The sequence below is a fragment of the Pseudomonas aestiva genome (genome assembly GCF_039908605.1).
Taxonomy (GTDB): domain Bacteria; phylum Pseudomonadota; class Gammaproteobacteria; order Pseudomonadales; family Pseudomonadaceae; genus Chryseomonas; species Chryseomonas aestiva.
In genome coordinates this window covers 1,286,593-1,306,165 of record NZ_CP150916.1, presented here as the reverse complement: position 1 = coordinate 1,306,165, position 19,573 = coordinate 1,286,593, and the positions used below count along the sequence as shown (strand labels likewise).

General features: G+C 68.1%; 15 protein-coding genes and 1 tRNA gene. 8 read left to right on the top strand and 8 right to left on the bottom strand.

The annotated features are described in order from the left end of the window. Positions 1-3: 3 nt before the first annotated feature. The 3 genes from AABM56_RS06015 to nirB all read right to left on the bottom strand — a co-directional run bounded on the left by AABM56_RS06015 (position 4) and on the right by nirB (position 3,401). On the bottom strand, positions 4-213 hold the full coding sequence (locus AABM56_RS06015) for a hypothetical protein (protein WP_133859878.1): 210 nt from the start codon (positions 211-213) through the stop codon (positions 4-6). A gap of 279 nt (positions 214-492) precedes the next feature. Next, positions 493-849, bottom strand: coding sequence for a nitrite reductase small subunit NirD (nirD, locus tag AABM56_RS06010; protein ID WP_133859879.1), 357 nt, complete (start codon positions 847-849; stop codon positions 493-495). Between the two features lie 2 nt (positions 850-851). Then, positions 852-3,401 (bottom strand): nitrite reductase large subunit NirB, encoded by a 2,550-nt coding sequence (nirB, locus tag AABM56_RS06005; RefSeq protein ID WP_133859880.1) that lies wholly within the window; start codon positions 3,399-3,401, stop codon positions 852-854. A gap of 582 nt (positions 3,402-3,983) precedes the next feature. On the opposite strand from nirB, the gene AABM56_RS06000 reads away from it, so the two are divergent. Continuing rightward, entirely contained in the window at positions 3,984-8,015 is a 4,032-nt protein-coding gene (locus tag AABM56_RS06000) for a bifunctional nitrate reductase/sulfite reductase flavoprotein subunit alpha (protein WP_347883907.1), read from the top strand. 9 nt (positions 8,016-8,024) lie between these two features. Here AABM56_RS06000 and AABM56_RS05995 read toward each other — a convergent pair whose 3' ends face one another. Next, positions 8,025-8,552, bottom strand: a complete 528-nt coding sequence (locus tag AABM56_RS05995; RefSeq protein ID WP_133859882.1) for a TetR/AcrR family transcriptional regulator — start codon at positions 8,550-8,552, stop codon at positions 8,025-8,027. Positions 8,553-8,777: 225 nt separating this feature from the next. Here AABM56_RS05995 and AABM56_RS05990 point away from each other — a divergent pair, with 225 nt between their 5' ends. Next, on the top strand, positions 8,778-9,788 hold the full coding sequence (locus AABM56_RS05990) for a hypothetical protein (RefSeq protein WP_133859883.1): 1,011 nt from the start codon (positions 8,778-8,780) through the stop codon (positions 9,786-9,788). 10 nt (positions 9,789-9,798) lie between these two features. On the opposite strand, the gene AABM56_RS05985 is transcribed toward AABM56_RS05990, so the two are convergent. From AABM56_RS05985 to AABM56_RS05975, 3 genes are all read right to left on the bottom strand, one after another. After that, positions 9,799-9,894, bottom strand: a tRNA-Sec gene (locus tag AABM56_RS05985). 9 nt (positions 9,895-9,903) lie between these two features. After that, on the bottom strand, positions 9,904-11,817 hold the full coding sequence (selB, locus tag AABM56_RS05980) for a selenocysteine-specific translation elongation factor (protein ID WP_347883906.1): 1,914 nt from the start codon (positions 11,815-11,817) through the stop codon (positions 9,904-9,906). A gap of 89 nt (positions 11,818-11,906) precedes the next feature. Continuing rightward, positions 11,907-12,794 carry a LysR family transcriptional regulator gene (locus tag AABM56_RS05975; protein WP_133859885.1) on the bottom strand — a complete coding sequence of 296 codons (888 nt, stop codon included), beginning with the start codon at positions 12,792-12,794 and terminating at the stop codon, positions 11,907-11,909. 110 nt (positions 12,795-12,904) lie between these two features. Between AABM56_RS05975 and AABM56_RS05970 the strand changes: the two genes are divergently transcribed. Then, positions 12,905-13,891 (top strand): aldo/keto reductase, encoded by a 987-nt coding sequence (locus AABM56_RS05970; protein WP_133859886.1) that lies wholly within the window; start codon positions 12,905-12,907, stop codon positions 13,889-13,891. Positions 13,892-13,935: 44 nt separating this feature from the next. Here the strand turns inward: AABM56_RS05970 and AABM56_RS05965 are convergent, their stop codons facing one another. Further along, positions 13,936-14,244: a DUF2288 domain-containing protein gene (locus AABM56_RS05965; protein ID WP_133859887.1), complete on the bottom strand. Its 309-nt coding sequence runs from the start codon at positions 14,242-14,244 to the stop codon at positions 13,936-13,938. Between the two features lie 214 nt (positions 14,245-14,458). On the opposite strand from AABM56_RS05965, the gene AABM56_RS05960 reads away from it, so the two are divergent. The 5 genes from AABM56_RS05960 (at position 14,459) to AABM56_RS05940 (ending at position 19,348) form a co-directional block, all read left to right on the top strand. Then, complete coding sequence (locus AABM56_RS05960) at positions 14,459-15,580, top strand: branched-chain amino acid ABC transporter substrate-binding protein (protein ID WP_133859888.1); 1,122 nt, start codon at positions 14,459-14,461, stop codon at positions 15,578-15,580. Between the two features lie 114 nt (positions 15,581-15,694). After that, positions 15,695-16,618, top strand: a complete 924-nt coding sequence (gene livH, locus AABM56_RS05955; protein WP_007159571.1) for a high-affinity branched-chain amino acid ABC transporter permease LivH — start codon at positions 15,695-15,697, stop codon at positions 16,616-16,618. Further along, positions 16,615-17,871 (top strand): high-affinity branched-chain amino acid ABC transporter permease LivM, encoded by a 1,257-nt coding sequence (locus AABM56_RS05950; RefSeq protein WP_133859889.1) that lies wholly within the window; start codon positions 16,615-16,617, stop codon positions 17,869-17,871. Before livH ends, AABM56_RS05950 begins: the two co-directional genes overlap by 4 nt. Beyond that, positions 17,868-18,635 (top strand): high-affinity branched-chain amino acid ABC transporter ATP-binding protein LivG, encoded by a 768-nt coding sequence (gene livG, locus AABM56_RS05945; RefSeq protein WP_133859890.1) that lies wholly within the window; start codon positions 17,868-17,870, stop codon positions 18,633-18,635. Before AABM56_RS05950 ends, livG begins: the two co-directional genes overlap by 4 nt. 11 nt (positions 18,636-18,646) lie before the next feature. Continuing rightward, complete coding sequence (locus AABM56_RS05940; protein WP_007159574.1) at positions 18,647-19,348, top strand: ABC transporter ATP-binding protein; 702 nt, start codon at positions 18,647-18,649, stop codon at positions 19,346-19,348. Positions 19,349-19,573: the final 225 nt, after the last annotated feature.

Genomic DNA, 19,573 nt, shown 5'->3' with positions numbered 1-19,573 from the left:
GACCTAGAGACGCTCTAGCCACCCCAGATCGCCGCCTCGGGCCGGAACCGGATAGCAGCCATAGGGTGCATATCCGTGGGTACAGACCGGATCGGCGCGCAGGGTGAGTTCGCCCACCGGTTGCGCGCGCCAGCCCTCCAACAGGGCGATAGCGGCCAGGGCCGAGAGCAGGGCGATGAACAGCGCGGAGCGAATTGTTCTTGTCAGGCGCATGGTGACCTCCGGCGGGACGATGACCAGGATCGGCAGACAGCGTCCCCGTTCCTTGAGTATCGTCCCCAGGCAGTCATTTCGCCGCCCGGCGCAGGTCCCGATTGCGCAAAGCTGCACTGCGGCAGCTGCAACAATGGGGATAGCGGTATTCGGCGGGGAACCCGGACAAGGCGGCGCCGTTGTCCAGGCTAGGCGCTGTACGGGTTACGCACGAAGCCCCGCCCCACTCCGGACCGCTCCCCTCTCCCTCCGGAGGGTTGGGGTGAGGGCCAAGCCGCCTCAGGCGATCTCCACTCGCTCGCCATTCAACCGCACCGTCCAGGTGGGCAGGACCTGCTCGGGATACTCCAGGCAGCCGCCGTCCGCCAGCCGGAAGTGCTGCTTGTACAGCGGCGAGGCGATCACCAGATCCGCGCCCAGTTGGCCGACGATGCCGCGGCCGATGACGTTGGCGCCGGACTTGGGATCGCGATTGCCCACGGCAAAGACCTTCTGCGCGGTCTCCGGCAGGTAGAACAGCGCTACCTGCTCACCCTCGTGCAGGGCCACCACACCGGACTGGGGCACCAGGTCGGCCAGGCTGCACAGGGGTTGCCAGCGGGGCTCCAGGGCGCGGGCGGTATTGGTCTGGGTCATGGTCAAGCCTCCTCGGTAACGGCGATGAGCTGAAGTTCGTGGTGACGCGCCGGCCGGCGCTGGCCGCGTTCCTTGACGAAGTGGATGTCCGGGTCGTTGCCGCGCTGGTTGACGAAGGTACGGAAGCGCTTGAGCTTGTCGGGATCGTTCAGGGCGTTGGCCCATTCGCATTCGTAGCGATCCACCACCAGCTGCATCTGGGCTTCCAGTTCGGCGCCCAGGCCCAGGCTGTCCTCGATGATCACCTGCTTGAGGTAGTCCAGCCCGCCCTCCAGCGACTCGCGCCACACCGAGGTGCGCTGCAGACGGTCGGCGGTGCGGATGTAGAACATCAGCAGGCGGTCGATGTAGCGGATCAGGGTCTCGTCATCCAGGTCGGTGGCGAACAGCTCGGCATGGCGCGGGCGCATGCCGCCGTTGCCGCAGACATAGAGATTCCAGCCGTTCTCGGTGGCGATCACGCCAATGTCCTTGCTTTGCGCCTCGGCGCACTCGCGAGTGCAGCCGCTGACGGCGAACTTGAGCTTGTGGGGCGCGCGCAGGCCCTTGTAGCGGTGCTCGATGTCCAGCGCCATCTTGACGCTGTCCTGCACTCCATAGCGGCACCAGGTACTGCCCACGCAGCTCTTCACCGTGCGGGTGGACTTGCCGTAGGCATGACCGGTCTCGAAGCCGGCGGCGATCAGCTCGCCCCAGATGTCCGGCAGCTCGTGCAACTGGGCGCCAAAGAGGTCGATGCGCTGGCCGCCGGTGATCTTGGTGTAGAGATCGTATTTCTTCGCCACCTGGCCGATGGCGATCAGGCCTTCCGGGCTGATCTCGCCGCCCGGGATGCGCGGTACCACCGAATAGGTACCGTTCTTCTGCATGTTGGCCATGAAGGTGTCGTTGGTGTCCTGCAGCGGCACCAGGTGCGGATCGGTAATGGGGGCGTTCCAGCAGGAAGCCAGGACGTTGGCTACCGCCGGCTTGCAGATGTCGCAACCATGCTGGCCGCGGCCGTGGCGCGCCAGGAGCTCGTCGAAACTCTGGATGCCTGCCACCCGCACCAGGTGATAGAGCTCCTGGCGGGTGTGGGCGAAGTGTTCGCAGAGACTCTTGTCGACCTCGACGCCGCGGGCGATCAGCTCGTGCTCGAACACCTGCTTGACCAGTGCCGCGCAGCCGCCGCAACCGGTGGCGGCCTTGGTGCAGCTCTTGATGCCGGCGAGGTCGGTGCAGCCGGCGTCGATGGCGGCGCAGACCGCGCCCTTGGTGACGTTGTGGCAGGAGCAGAGGGTCGCTGTGGCCGGCAGGGCATCGGCGCCCAGGGTCGGGGCGCCCTCGCCCACCGGCATGATCAGGCTGGCCGGATCCTGGGGCAGCGGGATGCCGTTCTGGGCGTATTGCAGCAGGGTGTCGTAGTAGCTGTTGTCGCCCACCAGCACGGCGCCGAGGACGTGCTTGCCGTCGGCGGAGACCACCAGGCGGCGGTAGCTGGCGCTGGCTTCGTCGATGTAGCGATAGCTGCGCGCGCCGGGGGTGGCGCCGTGGGCATCGCCGATGGAGCCCACGTCCACGCCCAGCAGCTTGAGCTTGGTGGACATGTCGGCGCCGGTGAAGGGCGTGGCCTGGCCATGGCAGAGGGTGGCGGCCACCAGGCGCGCCATCTGGTAGCCCGGGGCGACCAAGCCGAAGATGCTGCCGTTCCAGGCGGCGCATTCGCCGATGGCATGGATGAAGGGATCGCTGGTCAGGCAGCCGTTGTCCACCGCCACCCCGCCGCGGGCGCCGAGTTCCAGGCCGCAGTTGCGGGCCAGGGCGTCCTGGGGCCGGATGCCGGCGGAAAACAGGATCAGGTCGGTCTCGAGGAAATCCTCCCCGGCGAAGTTCATGCGGTAGCGATACTCGCTGCCGGCGGTGATGTTCTGGGTGGCCTTGGACAGATGCACGCCCACGCCCAGGTCCTCGATGCGCTGCCTGAGCGCGGCGCCACCGAGGTCATCCAGCTGCACCGGCATCAGCCGCGGGGCGAATTCCACCACATGGGCCTCCAGACCCAGGGATTTCAGCGCATTGGCCGCTTCCAGGCCGAGCAGGCCGCCGCCCACCACCACGCCGCGGCGCGCCCTGGCGGCGGCCAGGCGGATGGTGTCCAGGTCGTCCAGGGTGCGATAGACCAGGCGCGAGTCGCCTTCGGCGCCCTCGATGGGCGGCACGAAGGGATAGGAGCCGGTGGCCAGTACCAGGCGGTCGTAGCCAAAGGCACCCTCGGGCGTCAGTACCTCGCGCTGCTCGCGGTCGATGGCGGTCACCGCGCAGCCCAGGTGCAGCACCAGGCCGGGCACGGCATAGAGGCCGGCTTCGCTCATGGCCAGGGATTCGGCGTCGCGACCGGCGAAGTACTCGGAGAGATGGACCCGGTCATAGGCGCGCTGACGCTCTTCGCCGAAGACATGGATCTCGTAGTGGTCCAGGGCGCCGGCCGCCAGCAGCTGCTCGACGAGGTGATGACCGACCATGCCGTTGCCGACGACGATCAGGCGTTCTTTGCGGGTCACGATGCTGTTCATGGAGGCTATCCCCCGGCCGAGGCCAATCAGGTTGATTCGCGGCAAATAAAAAGGCGCCTGAAACCTTGCGGTCTCAGGCGCCTTTGCCTGTTCTGGTAGGGAGGAGCCCTTGGCTCTGCTCCGTGCCCGTCGCCTGCGGTGGCTGTCGATCGCCGTTGATCGACCGGGCGACCCGAGTGTGCGGGTCTGTCAGGGCTTTTGCATCGGCTGTGCCAGTTCCGCCTGATCGCCCGAAGATCCGCCGCTGGCGCGGGCTGCGGCCTGCCGAGTGGCTTGCCGGAGGCTGTCCGAACGCCCGCCGAGCAGAACCACAACGGTGCAAGACCGGGCCGGCCTGCCCCGTCACGGCGCATCGCGACCCCCACCGCCGTGGCCTCGGCCAGCGCCACCGGCACCCCGCCAGAGCAGTAGGAATGCGCCCCCCGCGCGCGCCGGGCCAAGCTGGCGCGAGCCTTGCTAAATCCTCAGCATGGAGCGGTCAACGCCGATCGCTTCCTTTCACGACAAAGGCGCCGTGTTCGCCTCCCTCCGGGGAGCGCGACCGGCGCCTTTTCGCTTTCTGGTTCTCGAAGGATCCTTGCCATGGCCACTACCCACATCAAGAGCGTCTGCCCCTACTGCGGCGTCGGCTGCGGGATCGTCATGCAGGTGGAAGACGGCCGGATCACCAAGGTCAGCGGCGATCGCGACCACCCCGCCAATCGCGGTCGGCTCTGCACCAAGGGCAGCACCAGCCACCAGGCGCTGGTGGACAGCGGACGCATGGAGCAGGCCTATGTCCGCCACGACCGTTCCCACGAACCGGTGCAGACCGGGCTGGACCAGGCCATCGCCGCCACCGCCGAACGCCTGCGCGCCATCCTCGACCGCGACGGACCCGACGCCATCGCCTTCTATGTGTCCGGGCAGCTGTCGCTGGAAGCCCAGTACCTGGCGAGCAAGCTGGCGCGGGGTTTCATCGGCACCAACCAGCTCGAATCCAATTCCCGCCTGTGCATGGCCAGTGCCGGCACCGGTTACAAGCTGTCCCTCGGCGCCGACGGTCCGCCCGGCTCCTATGACGACCTCGATCACGCCGACCTCTTCCTGGTCAGCGGCGCCAACATGGCCGACTGTCATCCCATTCTCTTTCTGCGGCTGCTGGATCGGGTCAAGCGCGGCGCCAAGCTGGTCGTGATAGATCCGCGGCGCACCGCCACCGCCGAGAAGGCCGATCTCTTCCTGCAACTGCGTCCGGGCACCGATCTGCTGCTGCTCAACGGCCTGCTGCATCTGCTGCACGCCGAAGGCCATGTAGACGAAGCCTTTATCGCCGCCCATACCGAAGGTTGGGCGGCCATGCCCGAGTTTCTTGCCGACTACACCCCGGCACGGGTGGCCGCGGGGACCGGGCTGACCGAGGCGGACATCCGCACCGCCGCGCGCTGGATCGGCGAGGCCGGCGAATGGACCAGCCTCTGGACCATGGGCCTGAACCAGAGCACCCACGGCACCTGGAGCACCAATGCCCTGTGCAACCTGCACCTGGCCACCGGCAAGATCTGCCGCCCCGGCAGCGGTCCCTTTTCCCTGACCGGCCAGCCCAATGCCATGGGCGGGCGCGAGATGGGCTACATGGGGCCCGGCCTGCCCGGCCAGCGCAGCCTGCTGTCCGCCGCCGACCGCACCTTCGTCGAGCGGGCCTGGGGCATCCCCGAAGGCACCCTGCATACCCGCCTGGGCCAGGGCACCGTCGCCCTGTTCGAGGACCTGGCCGCCGGCACCGTCAAGGCCTGCTGGATCATCTGCACCAACCCGGTGGCCAGCGTGGCCAATCGCGAAACGGTCATCCGCGGGTTGCAGGCCGCCGAACTGGTGATCACCCAGGACGCCTTTCTCGACACCGAGACCAACAGCTACGCCGACATCCTCCTGCCCGCCGCGCTCTGGGCGGAGGCCGACGGGGTCATGATCAATTCCGAGCGCAACCTGACCCTGGCACCCCAGGCCGTCACCCCGCCCGGCGCGGCCCGCGCCGACTGGCGGATCATCGCCGACGTGGCCTGCGCCCTGGGCTATGGCGAACACTTCAGCTACGCCTCGGCCGCCGAGGTGTTCGACGAGATCCGGCAATTCCACAACCCCCAGACCGGCTACGACATCCGCGGCGCCAGCCATGCCCGGCTGCGCGAGACGCCGCTGCAATGGCCCTGCCCCGGCGCAGAGAGCGATCCGCGCCAGCCGATCCGCTATCGCAACGACGGCCGCAGCCAGACCCTGCGCCTGGACGAAACCGGCGAACCGACCGCGCTCAACTTCGCCACACCCAGCGGCAAGGCGCAATTCTTCGCCCGCCCGCACCTGGACCCGGCCGAGCTGCCCGATGCCGACTACCCCTTCGTGCTCAACACCGGGCGTCTGCAGCACCAGTGGCATACGCTCACCAAGACCGGCAAGATCGCCGCCCTGAACCGCCTCAATCCGGCGCCCTTCGTAGAAGTGCATCCCCAGGACGCCCAGGCCCTGGGCCTGGCGGAGGGCGACCGCCTGGAGATCACCTCACGCCGCGGCCGCGCGGTGCTGCCGGTGACCGTCAGCGACCGGGTCCAGCCCGGCAACTGCTTCGCGCCCTTTCACTGGGCCGACGTCCAGGGCAGCGACCTGGCCATCAACGCCGTCACCAGCGACGCCGTCGATCCGCTCTCGCTGCAACCGGAACTCAAGGTCTGCGCGGTGCGCCTGACCCGCGTCGCCACCATTCCCCATCGCCAGCTGCCGGCCGACGAGCCTTTCACGGGGAGCGCCCGGCTGCCTGCCCTGGCGCGGCTGGCCGAGCTCACCGGGGTCGCGACTGCGGTACGGCCCCAGCTCAGCGCGGCCGAACGCACCTACCTGGCCGGCTTCATGGACGGTCTGCGCGACGGCGCGACCCAGGGCGTGCCCTGCCTGCCGGCCCAGGCGCCGCTGGCCGCCGACACCCGCCTCTGGCTCGACGGCCTGCTCGCCGGGTTGTTCAGCCGCCTGCCGGAAAGCCAGCCCGCCGGCCTGGCCATGGCCCCCACCGCGCCGGCCGATCTGGTGGTGCTCTGGGCCTCCCAGACCGGTAACGCCGAAGCCCTGGCCGAGCACTGCGTCGCCCGCCTGTGCCAGGCAGGTCTCAGCGTGGAACTGCACGACATGGCCGCCTATGCCGTGGAACGCCTGACCGGTGCCCGCCGCGTCCTGCTGGTGAGCAGCACCTTTGGCGATGGCGAAGCGCCGGACAATGGCCAGGCCTTCTGGCAGGGCCTCAATCGCCTCGACGCCTCCCTGGCCGAACTGGACTACGCCGTGCTGGCCCTGGGCGATTCCACCTACGAGCAATTCTGCGGCCATGGCCAGCGCCTCGACGCCCGCCTGGCCGACCTCGGCGCCCGGCGCCTCTGCCCGCGCCTGGACTGCGACGCCGATGGCCTCGACGGCGCCGACGCCTGGCTGACCGCCCTGCAAGGGCAGCTGGCACCTCAGGCCGAGCACGTGCCCATCGCCAGTTCTGCCACGACCAGCCGCCCGACGGCGGTGCCCGCGCGGCTGGTCATCAACCAGAGACTCAACAGTGCCGGGTCCAACAAGGAGGTGCGTCTATTCGGTTTCGAGTCCGAGCAACCACTGGCCTACCAGGCTGGCGACGCCCTGAGCGTGAGGGCGCGCAACTGCCCGGAGCTGGTCGAGGAGGTCCTCGTCCTCGCCGGGCTGGACGGCGAACAGCCGGTCGCCGTGGCCAAGGTCGGCGAGCTGTCGCTGCGCCAGGCGCTGAGCGAACACTACGAGATCGCCCGCCCCAACCCCGAGACCCTGGCGCTGATCGCCGAGCGCAGCGGCAGTGCCGATTGCCGCGCCCTGCTGGGCGACCGCGACGAACTCAAGCGCTGGCTCTGGGGCCGGCAACTGGCCGATGTGCTGGCCCGCTTTCCCGCCCGCCACGACGCCCGCGAGTTGCTCGGCAGCCTCAAGCGCCTGCAGCCGCGCCTCTACTCCATCGCCTCCAGCCCCCTGGCCCATGCCGGCCAGGTGCACCTCACCGTCTCGGCGGTGCGCTACGGTAAGCGCAAGGGCGTGGCCTCCAGCTTTCTCGCCGACCGCCTGGGCGAGGCCGCCACCGAGGTGCATATCCAGCCTTCGCGCCATTTCCGCCTGCCGGACCAGGGCGACGTCCCGCTGATCATGATCGGCCCCGGCACCGGCATCGCGCCCTTCCGCGGCTTTCTCCATGAGCGTCGCGCCCGGGGCGACGGGGGCCGCAACTGGCTGTTCTTCGGCGAGCAGCACGCCGCCCATGACTTCTACTACCGCGACGAACTGGAAGCCTTCCAGCGCGATGGCCTGCTAAACGAACTGAGCCTGGCCTTCTCCCGCGACCAGGCCGAAAAGATCTATGTGCAGGATCGGCTGCGTGAACGCGGTGCCGACGTCTGGCGCTGGCTGCAGGACGGCGCCCGCGTCTATGTCTGCGGCGACGCCAGCCGCATGGCCAAGGACGTCGACCAGGCCCTGCGCCAGGTGGTGGCGACCCATGGCCACCTCAGCGACGAGGCCGCCAGCGAGTACCTGCGCGGGATGAGCGAACAGAAGCGCTATCTGAAGGACGTCTACTAGCGCCGCCGGCTACAGCACCGCGCGCACCAGGCGGGTGAAGGCCTCGATGGCCTCGCGCTCGCCCAGCGCCCCGCGCACCACGGCCGCGGCCAGGGCCTCGCCGGCGCCGACCAGACCAATGCAGCACACCTGCAACTCCGCGGCGGGTCTTTTGCTGTGCGGCGTGAGCACCGCCGCCACCATCTGGGTGCCATGTTCCAGCAACTCCTGGTACACCGCGGTCTTTTCCTCACTCCCCGCCAGCGCCGCCGCCACTAGGCCGACTTCACCCTGCATGTCGGTCACGCAGCGGATGTAGCCCTCGGCCAGCGCCGCGGTGGCTTCTTCGGCGCCCTGCTGCCGGGCGGTCATGGCCTGGCGAAAGGCATCCATCTGCGCCAGATCGAGCCAGCGATAGAGCTCGATGAGCAGCCCCGAGCGAGTACCGAAATGCTCGTAGACGACCGGTTTGGAGACGCCCGCCTGCACGGCGAGATAGCCCAGGGTCAGGCGATCCGCGCCTTCTTCCCGAACGATGACCCGCGCCGTGTCCAGCAATTGCTGACGCCGGGCTGCCTTTGAGAGACGCCGTCCGGTCCCTTCGGAGACCGGTTTTTCAGGGATGGATCGCGCTGCCATTGGTCACGTCTTCTTGCAAACCTACTAAAGGTAGGTTAATCCTGAACTGGAACCTACTCCTGGTAGGTTAATGCGGAGAACAGCCCGTGGCAATCGGCTGTGCGGTCTCCGGAACCTCAGCACTGCAACGAAGAGGACAGCATCATGCCATTGCAACCCATACTCTTTGCCGGCGGTTCGGGCACGGTAGGCCGCCAGGCCGTCCACTGGTTCCGCCAGCGCCAGCCTGACTGGCCGCTGCTGGTCGGCGGCCGCAACCTCGCCACGGCCGAGGACGTCGCCCAGGCCGCCGGCCAGGCCCGGGCGGTGCGCCTGGATCTCGACCAGCCGGGGCTGGGACTGGATCCCGCGCACACCCCGGCAGCCATGATCATGCTGGCACCGGATCAGGCCCTGCATGGCTTGCGCCTCGCCCAGCACCTGGGCATCCCCTATCTCAATGCCAACACCGGTGTCACCGAACTGGGGCCGGAGGTCGCCCAGTTCATGCACCGCCCCGGCGCCCATGCCCTGGTGCTGTCCAGCCACTGGGCTTCGGGTGCCGCCCTGGCGCTGGCACTCGATCTCGCCCGTCGCTTCACCCGGGTCGCGGCCATCGGTATAGAGGTCTTGCTGGATGAGGCGGACCCGGCCGGTCCCCTGGCCTGGGAGGACATGGAGCGGGTGCACAGCACGGCGCCCGCTGCCCTGGCATTCCATCATGGACGCCGTGCCTGGCTGAGCGGTGCCGACCTGCAGGGCAGCGTCACGGTGCTGGACGGTCGCACGCTGGCCGCCACGGCCTTCGGCTCCATCGATCTGCTCAGTCTCCGGGCCGCCACCGCCGCCCCGGAGCTCCGCTTCGACATCGCCATGGGCGAGTCCTCCAGCCGGCGGCGGGGCGCGGAAACGGCGGCCGAGATCGCGGTCAGGGTGAGCGGTGAAAGGGACGGCCAGACCACCGGCGCACGCGCCGTGCTGGAATTCAACCAGGGGCAGGCCTCGCTGACCGCCCTCGGGCTGGTGCTGTCGCTGGAGCGGGTGCTGGGCCTGGCGGGCGGTGAACCCCTGCCGGCGGGTCTCTATATGCCCGAACACCTCTGGGCGGCCGAGTGGTTTCTGCAGGAGTTGCAACGGGAGGGCGCGGTGATCCATCACCAGACGGATGGGCACTGACGGCGGGAAATGGCGGAAGGCAGTGGGAGTCGAACCCACCCGGGAACGGCTGCCGTCCCCAACCGGGTTTGAAGCCCGGCCACGCCACCGGGCGTGATTGCCTTCCTCTGTTGCGCTAGCCCTCGGCCGCGCGGGCCCAGGCGCTGTCCGGGCGGACCCGGCGCTCGTCGCCAAAGCGACGGGTGAAACCGATGCGATCCAGGCATTCGAGGATCTGGATGCTGCGCTTGCGACCGATGCCGAGGGCATCGCGAAAGGCCGCGGCGCGAATGATCCCCGCTTCGCGCTCCAGGCGCAATGCCTCGCCGGCCGCGGCTTCCAGACTCGCCTGGGGATAGAAGAGATCCCTGACCACCTGGGTCAGTTCCCCCAGCCGGGCCAGCTTGCGCAGCAGCAGCCGCACCTCGGCCTCGGGCTGATCCAGACTCCTGGCCAGATCACGAGTCCAGGGCGGATCGAAGCGTTGGGCCTCCAGCAGCGGCCAGAGGCGGGTCTTGAGCCCCTCCTCCGCCTCGGTGAGGCGAACCCGGTGATCGGGCAGGTGCAGCCAGGGACCGCTGCTCTGCAATCGCCCCTCGGCCAGGGCCGTCTCCAGCAGGGCCAAATAGACCGCCCGCTCCAGTTCCGGCGCGGCGATGCGGCGGAGGCGATCCCGATCGGGACCCAGCTCGTCGGGTTGTTCCTGGTGAAAGGTCGCCAGCGCCGCGCCCAGGCGCTCGAGCGCCGCCTGCCACAGCGCCGCCGCGAACAGCCGCGGGCCGACCCGCGTCTCCACCCTCAGGGTGTCGGCGGGCAATTGCCAGTCGCCTTCGGGCCGGTTGAACTGCCGCGCCAGCAGCCGTGGATCGAGACCGCCGTCGGCCTGGGCCAGGAGTTCAGGCAGCGCTTCTTCCAGACCGCCCCGACGCAGGGCCTGGAGTTGGGCCAGGCGCCGGGGCGTGCGGCGATGGCGCGCCGGGGCGAAGGGATCGAGCAATCGGGCGCCGCCCAGGGTGCGCTGGGCGGACTGGTCGCGCAGCACCAGGCGATCGCCATGCACCCCGTGCAGCGGCGCATTGAGCACCAGCTGCGCCAGGGTCGTGGCGCCCGGGGCGAGGCTGTCGCCTTCCAGCAGGGCGACGCGACCGGTGAGATCCTGGGCGCCCAGGTGCACGTGCACCGGCGTCCAGTGCGCCAGGTTGCGCGCCTCGCCGGGCAGCAGTCGTAGCTCCACGTCGATACGGGTGGTGGGCGCATGCAGCGCCTCGGCCACCAGCCAGTCACCGCGGGCGAGGCTGTCGGTGCTCAGCCGCTCACCGGCGAGATTGAGAGACACCCGCTGGCCGGCCTGGGCGGTTTCCGCCGCGCGGTTCTGGGCATGCAGCCCCCGCACCCGCAGGCGCTGGCCGCGCGGGGTGAGAATGAGTTCGTCGCCGACGGCCACCTGGCCGGCAAAGGCGGTACCGGTGACCACTACCCCGGCCCCGGCGACGCTGAACACCCGGTCCACCGCCAGGCGAAAGCCGCCGCGGGCGTTGCGCTGGCGCACCTGGCCCAGGGCCGCGAGCAAGGCGGCGCGCAATTCGGGGATGCCCACGCCGCTGGGGCTGGCCACCGGATACAGCGGCGCTCCGGCAAAGGGGCCGGCGGCCAGCAGCGCACTGACGTCCTGACGCACCTGGGCCAGTCGCTCGGCATCCACCCGATCGGCCTTGGTCAGGGCCACCTGCAGCCGGAGAATGCCGAGCAATTCGAGGATCGCCAGGTGCTCGCGGGTCTGCGGCATGACGCCGTCGTCGGCCGCCACCACCAGCAGGGCCAGATCCAGGCCGCTGGCGCCCGCCAGCATGTTGTGCACGAAGCGCTCGTGACCGGGGACGTCGATGAAACCGGTGAGACCGCCGTCGCCCAGATCGGCATAGACATAGCCCAGGTCGATGGTGATGCCGCGCGCCTGCTCCTCGCGGCGGCGGTCACCGGCGACCCCGGTGAGGGCCTGGATCAGGGCGGTCTTGCCATGGTCGATGTGACCGGCGGTGCCGATGATCATGGGCACGGTACCAGGCGGATGAACAGGGACGTCATGGCGGCTCCAGGCGGCGGACTGGCGCTCAGGGTAGCGGCGCCCCGCGCGCTCGCCTAGCCGTGACGCTCGCGCAAGAAGGCCACGAAGGCCCGCAGCGGGGCCGGCAGCTGGCGGCGATCCGCATAGTAGAGCCGCGGACCGGGAAAGGACGTGGACCAGTCCGCCAGCACTTCCACCAGGCGACCGTCGGCCAGGGGCTCGGCCAGATAGTCGGCGAAGGAATAGATCAGGCCGACGCCGTCGAGGGCGGCTTGCAGCTCCAGGTCGAGCGCAGAGGCCAGCAGGCGACTGCCCGGCGTGACGTTGCTGACCTCGCTGCCGCGCTCGAAGCTCCACTGCGCCACCAGGCCGCTGGCGAAGCGATGCCCGATGCAGGAATGCCGGACCAGGTCGGCGGGGTGTGTTGGTACGCCGTGCCGTTCCAGGTAGGCAGGGGTTCCGGCCACGGCGAATCTCTGGGTGACTGGGCCCAGTCGCACGCTGATCATGTCCGCCTCCAGGTGCTCGTCGTAGCGCACCCCGGCATCGAAACCCGCGGCGAGTACGTCGATCAGCCGATCCTCGGCCACCACCTCCAGGCGAATGCCCGGATGCAGGGCCAGGAAGGGGCCGATCAGCGGCGGCAGCAGCACGCGGGCGACGATGGTGGGGACATTGAGTCTCAGGCTCCCCACCGGACTCTCGCCCTCGGCATTGATGGCGTCCAGCGCGCCGCGCACCTCGCGCAGCGCGGGGGTGAGGCGTTCCAGCAGACGCTGGCCGGCCGCGGTGGGCGTCACGCTGCGGGTGGTGCGGTGCAGCAGCCGGACATCCAGTTCCCGCTCCAGCCGCCGCACGGCATCACTCAGGGAAGAGGCCGCCACGCCGCGCACATAGGCGGCGCCACGAAAGCTGCGGGCCTCGGCCACGGCGGCGAAGGCCGCCAGGTCATCCAGATTCAAGGCGCCTCCATTGTACGGCTGAGCGAACAGGTCGTTGTGTCGAGACCGGATTATCGCACAGCGTCATCCTGGCTAGAGTGAAGCCTCATCTACCTGACGAGGAATCCCTCATGCAACAGCGTCGCTTGGGCCAGCAGGGCCCCCTGGTATCGAGCCTTGGTCTGGGCTGCATGGGCATGTCCGATCTCTATGGCAGCGCCGACCGTGGCGAGGCCATCGCCACCGTCCAGGCCGCCCTCGAACGCGGCGTCACCCTGTTCGACACCGGTGATTTCTATGGCATGGGCCACAACGAACTGCTCTTGGGCGAAGCCCTGCGCGGTCGGCGCGACCAGGCGCTGATCAGCGTCAAGTTCGGCGCCCTGCGCGGTCCGGGCGGCGATTGGCTGGGCTACGACACCCGGCCGGCGGCGATCAAGAATTTCGTCGCCTACAGCCTCAAGCGCCTGGGTGTGGACCACATCGACATCTATCGCCCGGCACGGCTGGATCGCCAGGTGCCCATCGAGGACACCATGGGCGCCCTCGCCGAGCTGGTGCAGGCCGGCTACATACGCCATATCGGCCTTTCGGAGGTGGGCGCCCAGACCCTGCGGCGGGCCGCCGCGGTGCATCCGGTCTGCGACCTGCAGATCGAGTATTCGCTGGTCTCGCGCGGCATCGAGGCGGAGATCCTGCCAACCTGCCGCGACCTGGGCATCGGCATCACCGCCTATGGCGTGCTCTCCCGTGGCCTGCTCAGCGGTCACTGGCGCCAACCCACGGGCAGCGGCGACTTCCGCGCTCATAGTCCGCGCTTCCAGCCGGGCAACGTGGAGAAAAACCTGGCGCTGGTGGAAGGCCTGAAGCAGTTCGCCGAACACCGGGGCACCACCCCGGCCCGGCTGGCGGTGGCCTGGGTCGCCGCCCAGGGCGACGACATCGTGCCGCTGGTCGGTGCCCGCCGCCGCGGTCAGCTCGACGAATCCCTCGGGGCGCTGGAGGTGACGCTGAGCGCTGCGGATCGCGCCGAACTGGAACGCTTGCTGCCACCGGACGCCGTGGCTGGCGATCGCTACGGCGAACACCAGCTGCGCGATCTCGACAGCGAACACTGAGCCACCCCGTCAACAACGGCCCGCCTTGCGCGGGCCCTTGCGTTTCAGCGTTCGGCCGGACGCTCCTGCATCAGCACCCAGGGCGCCACTACCACCGCCCACAGCGCCACCTCGGGCGCCTCCAGCCGGCGCCGCGCGCGGTCTTCGTCGACCTTGGCCAGCTGGCCCTGCTGCAGCCACAGACCCACCCGGGCGGCATCGTCCTGGGTCACGGCGATGGCCGCTTCGATCAGGTCCAGCTCGGGCGCCACTTCCAGCAGCACGCCCCGCGCAAAATGCGGTTGCAATTCTTCCCAGCCGATGGCGGCGGTCTGCCCGAGCAGGGTGGCGTAGCGCGTTGCGTGATCGGTCATGGTGCGGGCCTCGCGAAAAGGGCGGATTCTACCGTTGCCCTCCCCGCTTGCCGAGCGCCCGGACGCACGGGCCACAGATCCGACAACTTGTCGTCGCCAGCTTTCCAAGACGAACAGACGGTGATTAAACTGCGCGGCGCGTCATAAAGAACAAAATCGGCACATTTTCGCTTCCAACTGCCTCATTAATAAAAGCATTCCGAGTGGAGCACTCATGAAAAAGGCAACTCTGCGTTTCTCCCGCCTGGTCGCGGCCCTGGCCCTGGCCGGCATGGCCAGCCACACCCTGGCAGCCGACACCCTGAAGATCGGTCTGGCCGGCCCCAAGACCGGTCCGGTCGCCCAGTACGGTGACATGGAGTTCATTGGTGCCCAGATGGCCATCGAGCAGATCAACAAGGCCGGCGGCGTCAAGGGCAAGCAGCTCGAAGGCGTGATCTACGACGACGCCTGCGATCCCAAGCAGGCCGTGGCGGTTGCCAACAAGATCGTCAACGATGGCGTCAAGTTCGTCGTCGGCCACCTCTGCTCCAGCTCCACCCAGCCCGCCTCCGACATCTATGAGGACGAAGGCATCCTGATGGTGACCCCGGCGGCCACCAGCCCCGACATCACCAACCGTGGCTACAAGCTGATCTTCCGCACCATCGGCCTGGACAACATGCAGGGCCCGACCGCCGGCAAGTTCATCGTCGAGCACGTCAAGCCGAAGATCGTCGCGGTCATCCACGACAAGCAGCAGTACGGCGAAGGTATCGCCACCGCGGTCAAGCAGACCCTGGACAAGGCCGGCGTCAAGGTCGCCGTGTTCGAGGGCATCAACTCCGGCGACAAGGATTTCTCCTCGCTGATCGCCAAGCTCAAGCAGGCCAACGTGGACTTCGTCTACTACGGCGGCTACCACCCCGAGCTGGGCCTGATCCTGCGTCAGGCGGCCGAGAAGGGCCTGACCGCCAAGTTCATGGGTCCGGAAGGCGTGGGCAACAGCTCCATCTCCGCCATCGCCGGCAAGGCCTCCGAAGGCCTGCTGGTCACCCTGCCGCGCTCCTTCGACCAGGATCCCAAGAACCAGGCCCTGGTGCAGGCGTTCAAGGACAAGAAGCAGGATGCGAGCGGTCCCTTCGTGTTCCCCTCCTACGCCGCCGTGCAGGTCATCGCCGAAGGCATCGAGAAGGCGGGCGACGAGAAGCCCGAGGACGTGGCCAAGGCACTGCGCAGCAACACCTTCAACACCCCCACCGGTGAGTTGGCGTTCGACGAGAAAGGCGACCTGAAGAACTTCGAGTTCGTGGTCTACGAATGGCACGCCGACGGCACCAAGACTGAAGCCAAGTAAGCCCTGCCTGTAACACCGGAGCCCACCGCCAACGGCGGTGGGCTTCGTTTATCCGCCTCCATCCGAGGCCTGGGACCCGCACCAGAAGTGCACCAAGGTCCCCTGGAGACACCCATGCCCGAGTTCTACCACTACCTGCAACAGCTGGTGAACGGCCTCACGGTCGGCAGCACCTATGCGCTGATCGCCATCGGCTACACCATGGTCTACGGCATCATCGGCATGATCAACTTCGCCCATGGCGAGGTGTACATGATCGGCTCCTACGTGGCCTTCATCGCCATCGCCGGCCTGGCCATGCTGGGTATCCACAGCCTGCCCATCGTCATGCTCGCCGCCTTTGGCGCCAGCATCATCATCGCCAGTGCCTACGGCTACAGCATCGAACGCATCGCCTATCGCCCCTTGCGTGGCGGTAACCGGCTGATCCCGCTGATCTCGGCGATCGGCATGTCAATCTTCCTGCAGAACTGGGTACTGCTGGCCCAGGATTCCAAGGACAAGTCGATCCCCAACCTGCTGCCGGGCAACTTCATCATCGGCACCGACGCCATGAACGGCGTGGTGATCTCCTATGTGCAGGTGCTGATCTTCATCGTCACCCTGCTCACCATGTTCGGCCTCACCTGGTTCATCTCCCGCTCCCGCCTGGGCCGCGCCTGCCGCGCCTGCGCCGAGGACATCAAGATGGCCAACCTGCTGGGCATCAACACCAACGGCATCATCGCCCTGACCTTCGTCATCGGTGCCACCCTCGCCGCCGTGGCCGCGGTGCTGCTGGGCATCCAGTACGGCGTGATCAATCCGAGTCTGGGTTTCCTGGCCGGTATCAAGGCCTTCACCGCCGCCGTGCTCGGCGGCATCGGCAGCATCCCCGGCGCCATGCTCGGCGGCCTGGTGCTGGGCGTGGCCGAGGCCTTTGGCGCCGACGTCTTCGGTGACCAGTACAAGGACGTGGTGGCCTTCAGTCTGCTGGTGCTGGTGCTGCTGTTCCGCCCCACCGGCATCCTCGGTCGCCCGGAGGTGGAAAAGGTATGAGTGCCCGTCTGCGAACCGCCTTCTTCAGCGCCCTGCTGGTGCTGGCCGTCGCCTATCCCATCCTCGGCCTCAAGCTGGAGACGGTAGGCGTCAACCTGGAAGTGCACGGCGCCCCGCCGCGCACCCTCTGGATCGTGGCCCTGGCCGCGGTGCTGATGTTCGTCTGGCAACTGGTGCGTGACCCGCTCACCGCCGGCTGGCACCGCAATGGCGGCCTGCAGCTGCCGGCCACCGGCCTGGGCACCAAGCTCACCGAACCCAAGACCCAGCGCTGGGTGATCCTCGGCCTGGTGCTGATCGCCCTGGTGTGGCCCTTCTACGGCTCGCGTGGCGCGGTGGATATCGCCACCCTGATCCTCATCTACGTGATGCTCGGCCTCGGCCTGAACATCGTGGTGGGGTTGGCCGGTCTGCTCGACCTGGGCTACGTCGGCTTCTATGCCGTCGGCGCCTACACCTACGCCATGCTCTCCCACTACTACGGCCTGGGCTTCTGGGTCTGCCTGCCGCTGGCGGGGCTGATGGCGGCGCTGTTCGGCTTCCTGCTCGGTTTCCCGGTGCTGCGCCTGCGCGGCGACTACCTGGCCATCGTCACCCTGGGCTTCGGCGAGATCATCCGCATCCTCTTGCGCAACCTCACCCAGTGGACCGGCGGCCCCAACGGCATCAGCGGCATCGAAAAACCGACCCTGTTCGGCCTGACCTTCGAACGCCGGGCCCCGGAGGGCATGACGCCCTTCCACGAGTATTTCGGCATTCCCTACAACTCCGAATACAAGGTGATCTTCCTCTACCTGATCGCCCTGTTGCTGGTGCTGCTGACCCTGTTCGTGATCAACCGCCTCCTGCGCATGCCCATCGGCCGCGCCTGGGAAGCCCTGCGCGAAGACGAGATCGCCTGCCGCGCCCTGGGCCTGAACCCCACGCTGATCAAGCTCTCGGCCTTTACGCTGGGCGCCTGCTTCGCCGGTTTCGCCGGCAGCTTCTTCGCCGCGCGCCAGGGCCTGGTGTCGCCGGAATCCTTCACCTTCATCGAATCGGCCATCATCCTGGCCATCGTGGTGCTGGGCGGCATGGGCTCCCAGCTCGGCGTGATCCTCGCGGCCATCGTGATGATCCTGCTGCCGGAGCTGATGCGCGAATTCAGCGAATACCGCATGTTGATGTTCGGCCTGCTGATGGTCGTGATGATGATCTGGCGTCCGCAAGGCCTGCTCCCGATGCAACGCCCGCACCTGGAGTTGCGCAAATGAGCCAAGCCCTTCTCGATGTCTCCGGCCTGTCCATGAGGTTCGGCGGTCTGCTGGCCGTCAACGGCGTCAACATCCGCGTGGAACAGGGCCAGGTGGTCTCGCTGATCGGCCCCAATGGCGCCGGTAAGACCACGGTGTTCAACTGCCTGACCGGCTTCTATCGGCCCAGCGGCGGCGAGATCCTGCTCAATGGCGAAGCCATCCAGGGACTGCCCGGGCACAAGATCGCCCGCAAGGGCGTGGTGCGCACCTTCCAGAACGTCCGCTTGTTCAAGGAAATGACCGCGGTGGAGAACCTGCTGGTGGCCCAGCACCGCCACCTCAACACCGGCTTCCTGGCCGGGCTGTTCAAGACCCCGGCCTTTCGCAAGAGCGAAGCCGAGGCCATGGACTATGCGCGCTTCTGGCTGGAGCAGGTCAACCTCACCGAATTCGCCAACCGCAACGCCGGCAACCTCGCCTACGGCCAGCAGCGCCGCCTGGAAATCGCCCGCTGCATGATGACCCGCCCGCAGATCCTCATGCTCGACGAGCCGGCCGCCGGTCTCAACCCGCGCGAAACCGAGGACCTCAAGGCGCTCATCGCCCTGCTGCGCGCCGAGCACGGCGTGACCGTGCTCCTGATCGAGCACGACATGCACCTGGTGATGAGCATTTCCGACCACATCGTGGTGATCAACCAGGGCACCCCCCTGGCCGACGGGACGCCGGAGCAGATCCGCAACAATCCCGACGTGATCAAGGCCTACCTGGGCGAATCCTGATGGAGACCACCATGCTGCAGTTCGACAACGTCTCCACCTTCTACGGCAAGATCCAGGCGCTGCATGGCGTCAGCGTGCAGGTGAACCGGGGCGAGATCGTCACCCTGATCGGTGCCAACGGGGCCGGCAAGTCCACCCTGCTGATGACCCTCTGCGGTACCCCGCGGGCCCACGGCGGCAGCATCCGCTACGAAGGCGAGGAGCTGGTCGGTCAGGAAACCGCGCAGATCATGCGCAAGGGCATCGCCGTGGTGCCCGAGGGTCGCCGGGTATTCGCCCGCCTGACCGTGGAGGAGAACCTGGCCATGGGCGGCTTCTTCACCGACAAGCACGCCTACGACCGCCAGCTGGAGAAGGTCCTCGGCCTCTTCCCGCGCCTCAAGGAGCGCTATGCCCAGCGCGCCGGCACCATGTCCGGCGGCGAGCAGCAGATGCTCGCCATCGGCCGGGCGATGATGAGCGAGCCGCGCCTGCTGCTGCTCGACGAGCCGTCGCTGGGCCTGGCGCCCATCATCATCCAGCAGATCTTCGAGATCATCGAACAGCTTCGCCAGGATGGGGTGACGGTGTTCCTGGTCGAGCAGAACGCCAACCAGGCGCTCAAGCTGGCCGACCGCGGCTACGTGCTGGAGAACGGCCGCATCGTCATGCAGGACAGCGGCGCCGAACTGCTGGCCAACCCGGACGTGCGCAAGGCCTATCTGGGCGGTTGAGTCACCCCGTCGCCACCCCACATGCCTCGACCAACAGCACCGTAGCGTGGAAAACGGCGCAGCCTTTTCCACCGGGGCTTCCTGACGAAGGGTGCCCTCACCCCAGCCCTTTCCCGCAGGGAGAGGGGGCTATCTGTGCGCCACGTAGGTTGGCTCCATCGTCGAAGCCCAACAGCACCGTAGCGTGGAAAACGGCGCAGCCTTTGCCACCGAGGCTTCCTGGCG

Bases quoted from the DNA above. Each gene is read 5' to 3' on its own strand.
- AABM56_RS05970 (WP_133859886.1), top strand. From the start codon at position 12,905: ATGCAACAGCGTCGCTTGGGCCAGCAGGGCCCCCTGGTATCGAGCCTT.
- AABM56_RS06000 (WP_347883907.1), top strand. From the start codon at position 3,984: ATGGCCACTACCCACATCAAGAGCGTCTGCCCCTACTGCGGCGTCGGC.
- livH (WP_007159571.1), top strand. From the start codon at position 15,695: ATGCCCGAGTTCTACCACTACCTGCAACAGCTGGTGAACGGCCTCACG.
- livG (WP_133859890.1), top strand. From the start codon at position 17,868: ATGAGCCAAGCCCTTCTCGATGTCTCCGGCCTGTCCATGAGGTTCGGC.
- AABM56_RS05990 (WP_133859883.1), top strand. From the start codon at position 8,778: ATGCCATTGCAACCCATACTCTTTGCCGGCGGTTCGGGCACGGTAGGC.
- AABM56_RS05960 (WP_133859888.1), top strand. From the start codon at position 14,459: ATGAAAAAGGCAACTCTGCGTTTCTCCCGCCTGGTCGCGGCCCTGGCC.
- AABM56_RS06015 (WP_133859878.1), bottom strand. From the start codon at position 213: ATGCGCCTGACAAGAACAATTCGCTCCGCGCTGTTCATCGCCCTGCTC.
- nirB (WP_133859880.1), bottom strand. From the start codon at position 3,401: ATGAACAGCATCGTGACCCGCAAAGAACGCCTGATCGTCGTCGGCAAC.
- AABM56_RS05950 (WP_133859889.1), top strand. From the start codon at position 16,615: ATGAGTGCCCGTCTGCGAACCGCCTTCTTCAGCGCCCTGCTGGTGCTG.
- AABM56_RS05965 (WP_133859887.1), bottom strand. From the start codon at position 14,244: ATGACCGATCACGCAACGCGCTACGCCACCCTGCTCGGGCAGACCGCC.
- nirD (WP_133859879.1), bottom strand. From the start codon at position 849: ATGACCCAGACCAATACCGCCCGCGCCCTGGAGCCCCGCTGGCAACCC.
- AABM56_RS05940 (WP_007159574.1), top strand. From the start codon at position 18,647: ATGCTGCAGTTCGACAACGTCTCCACCTTCTACGGCAAGATCCAGGCG.
- selB (WP_347883906.1), bottom strand. From the start codon at position 11,817: ATGATCATCGGCACCGCCGGTCACATCGACCATGGCAAGACCGCCCTG.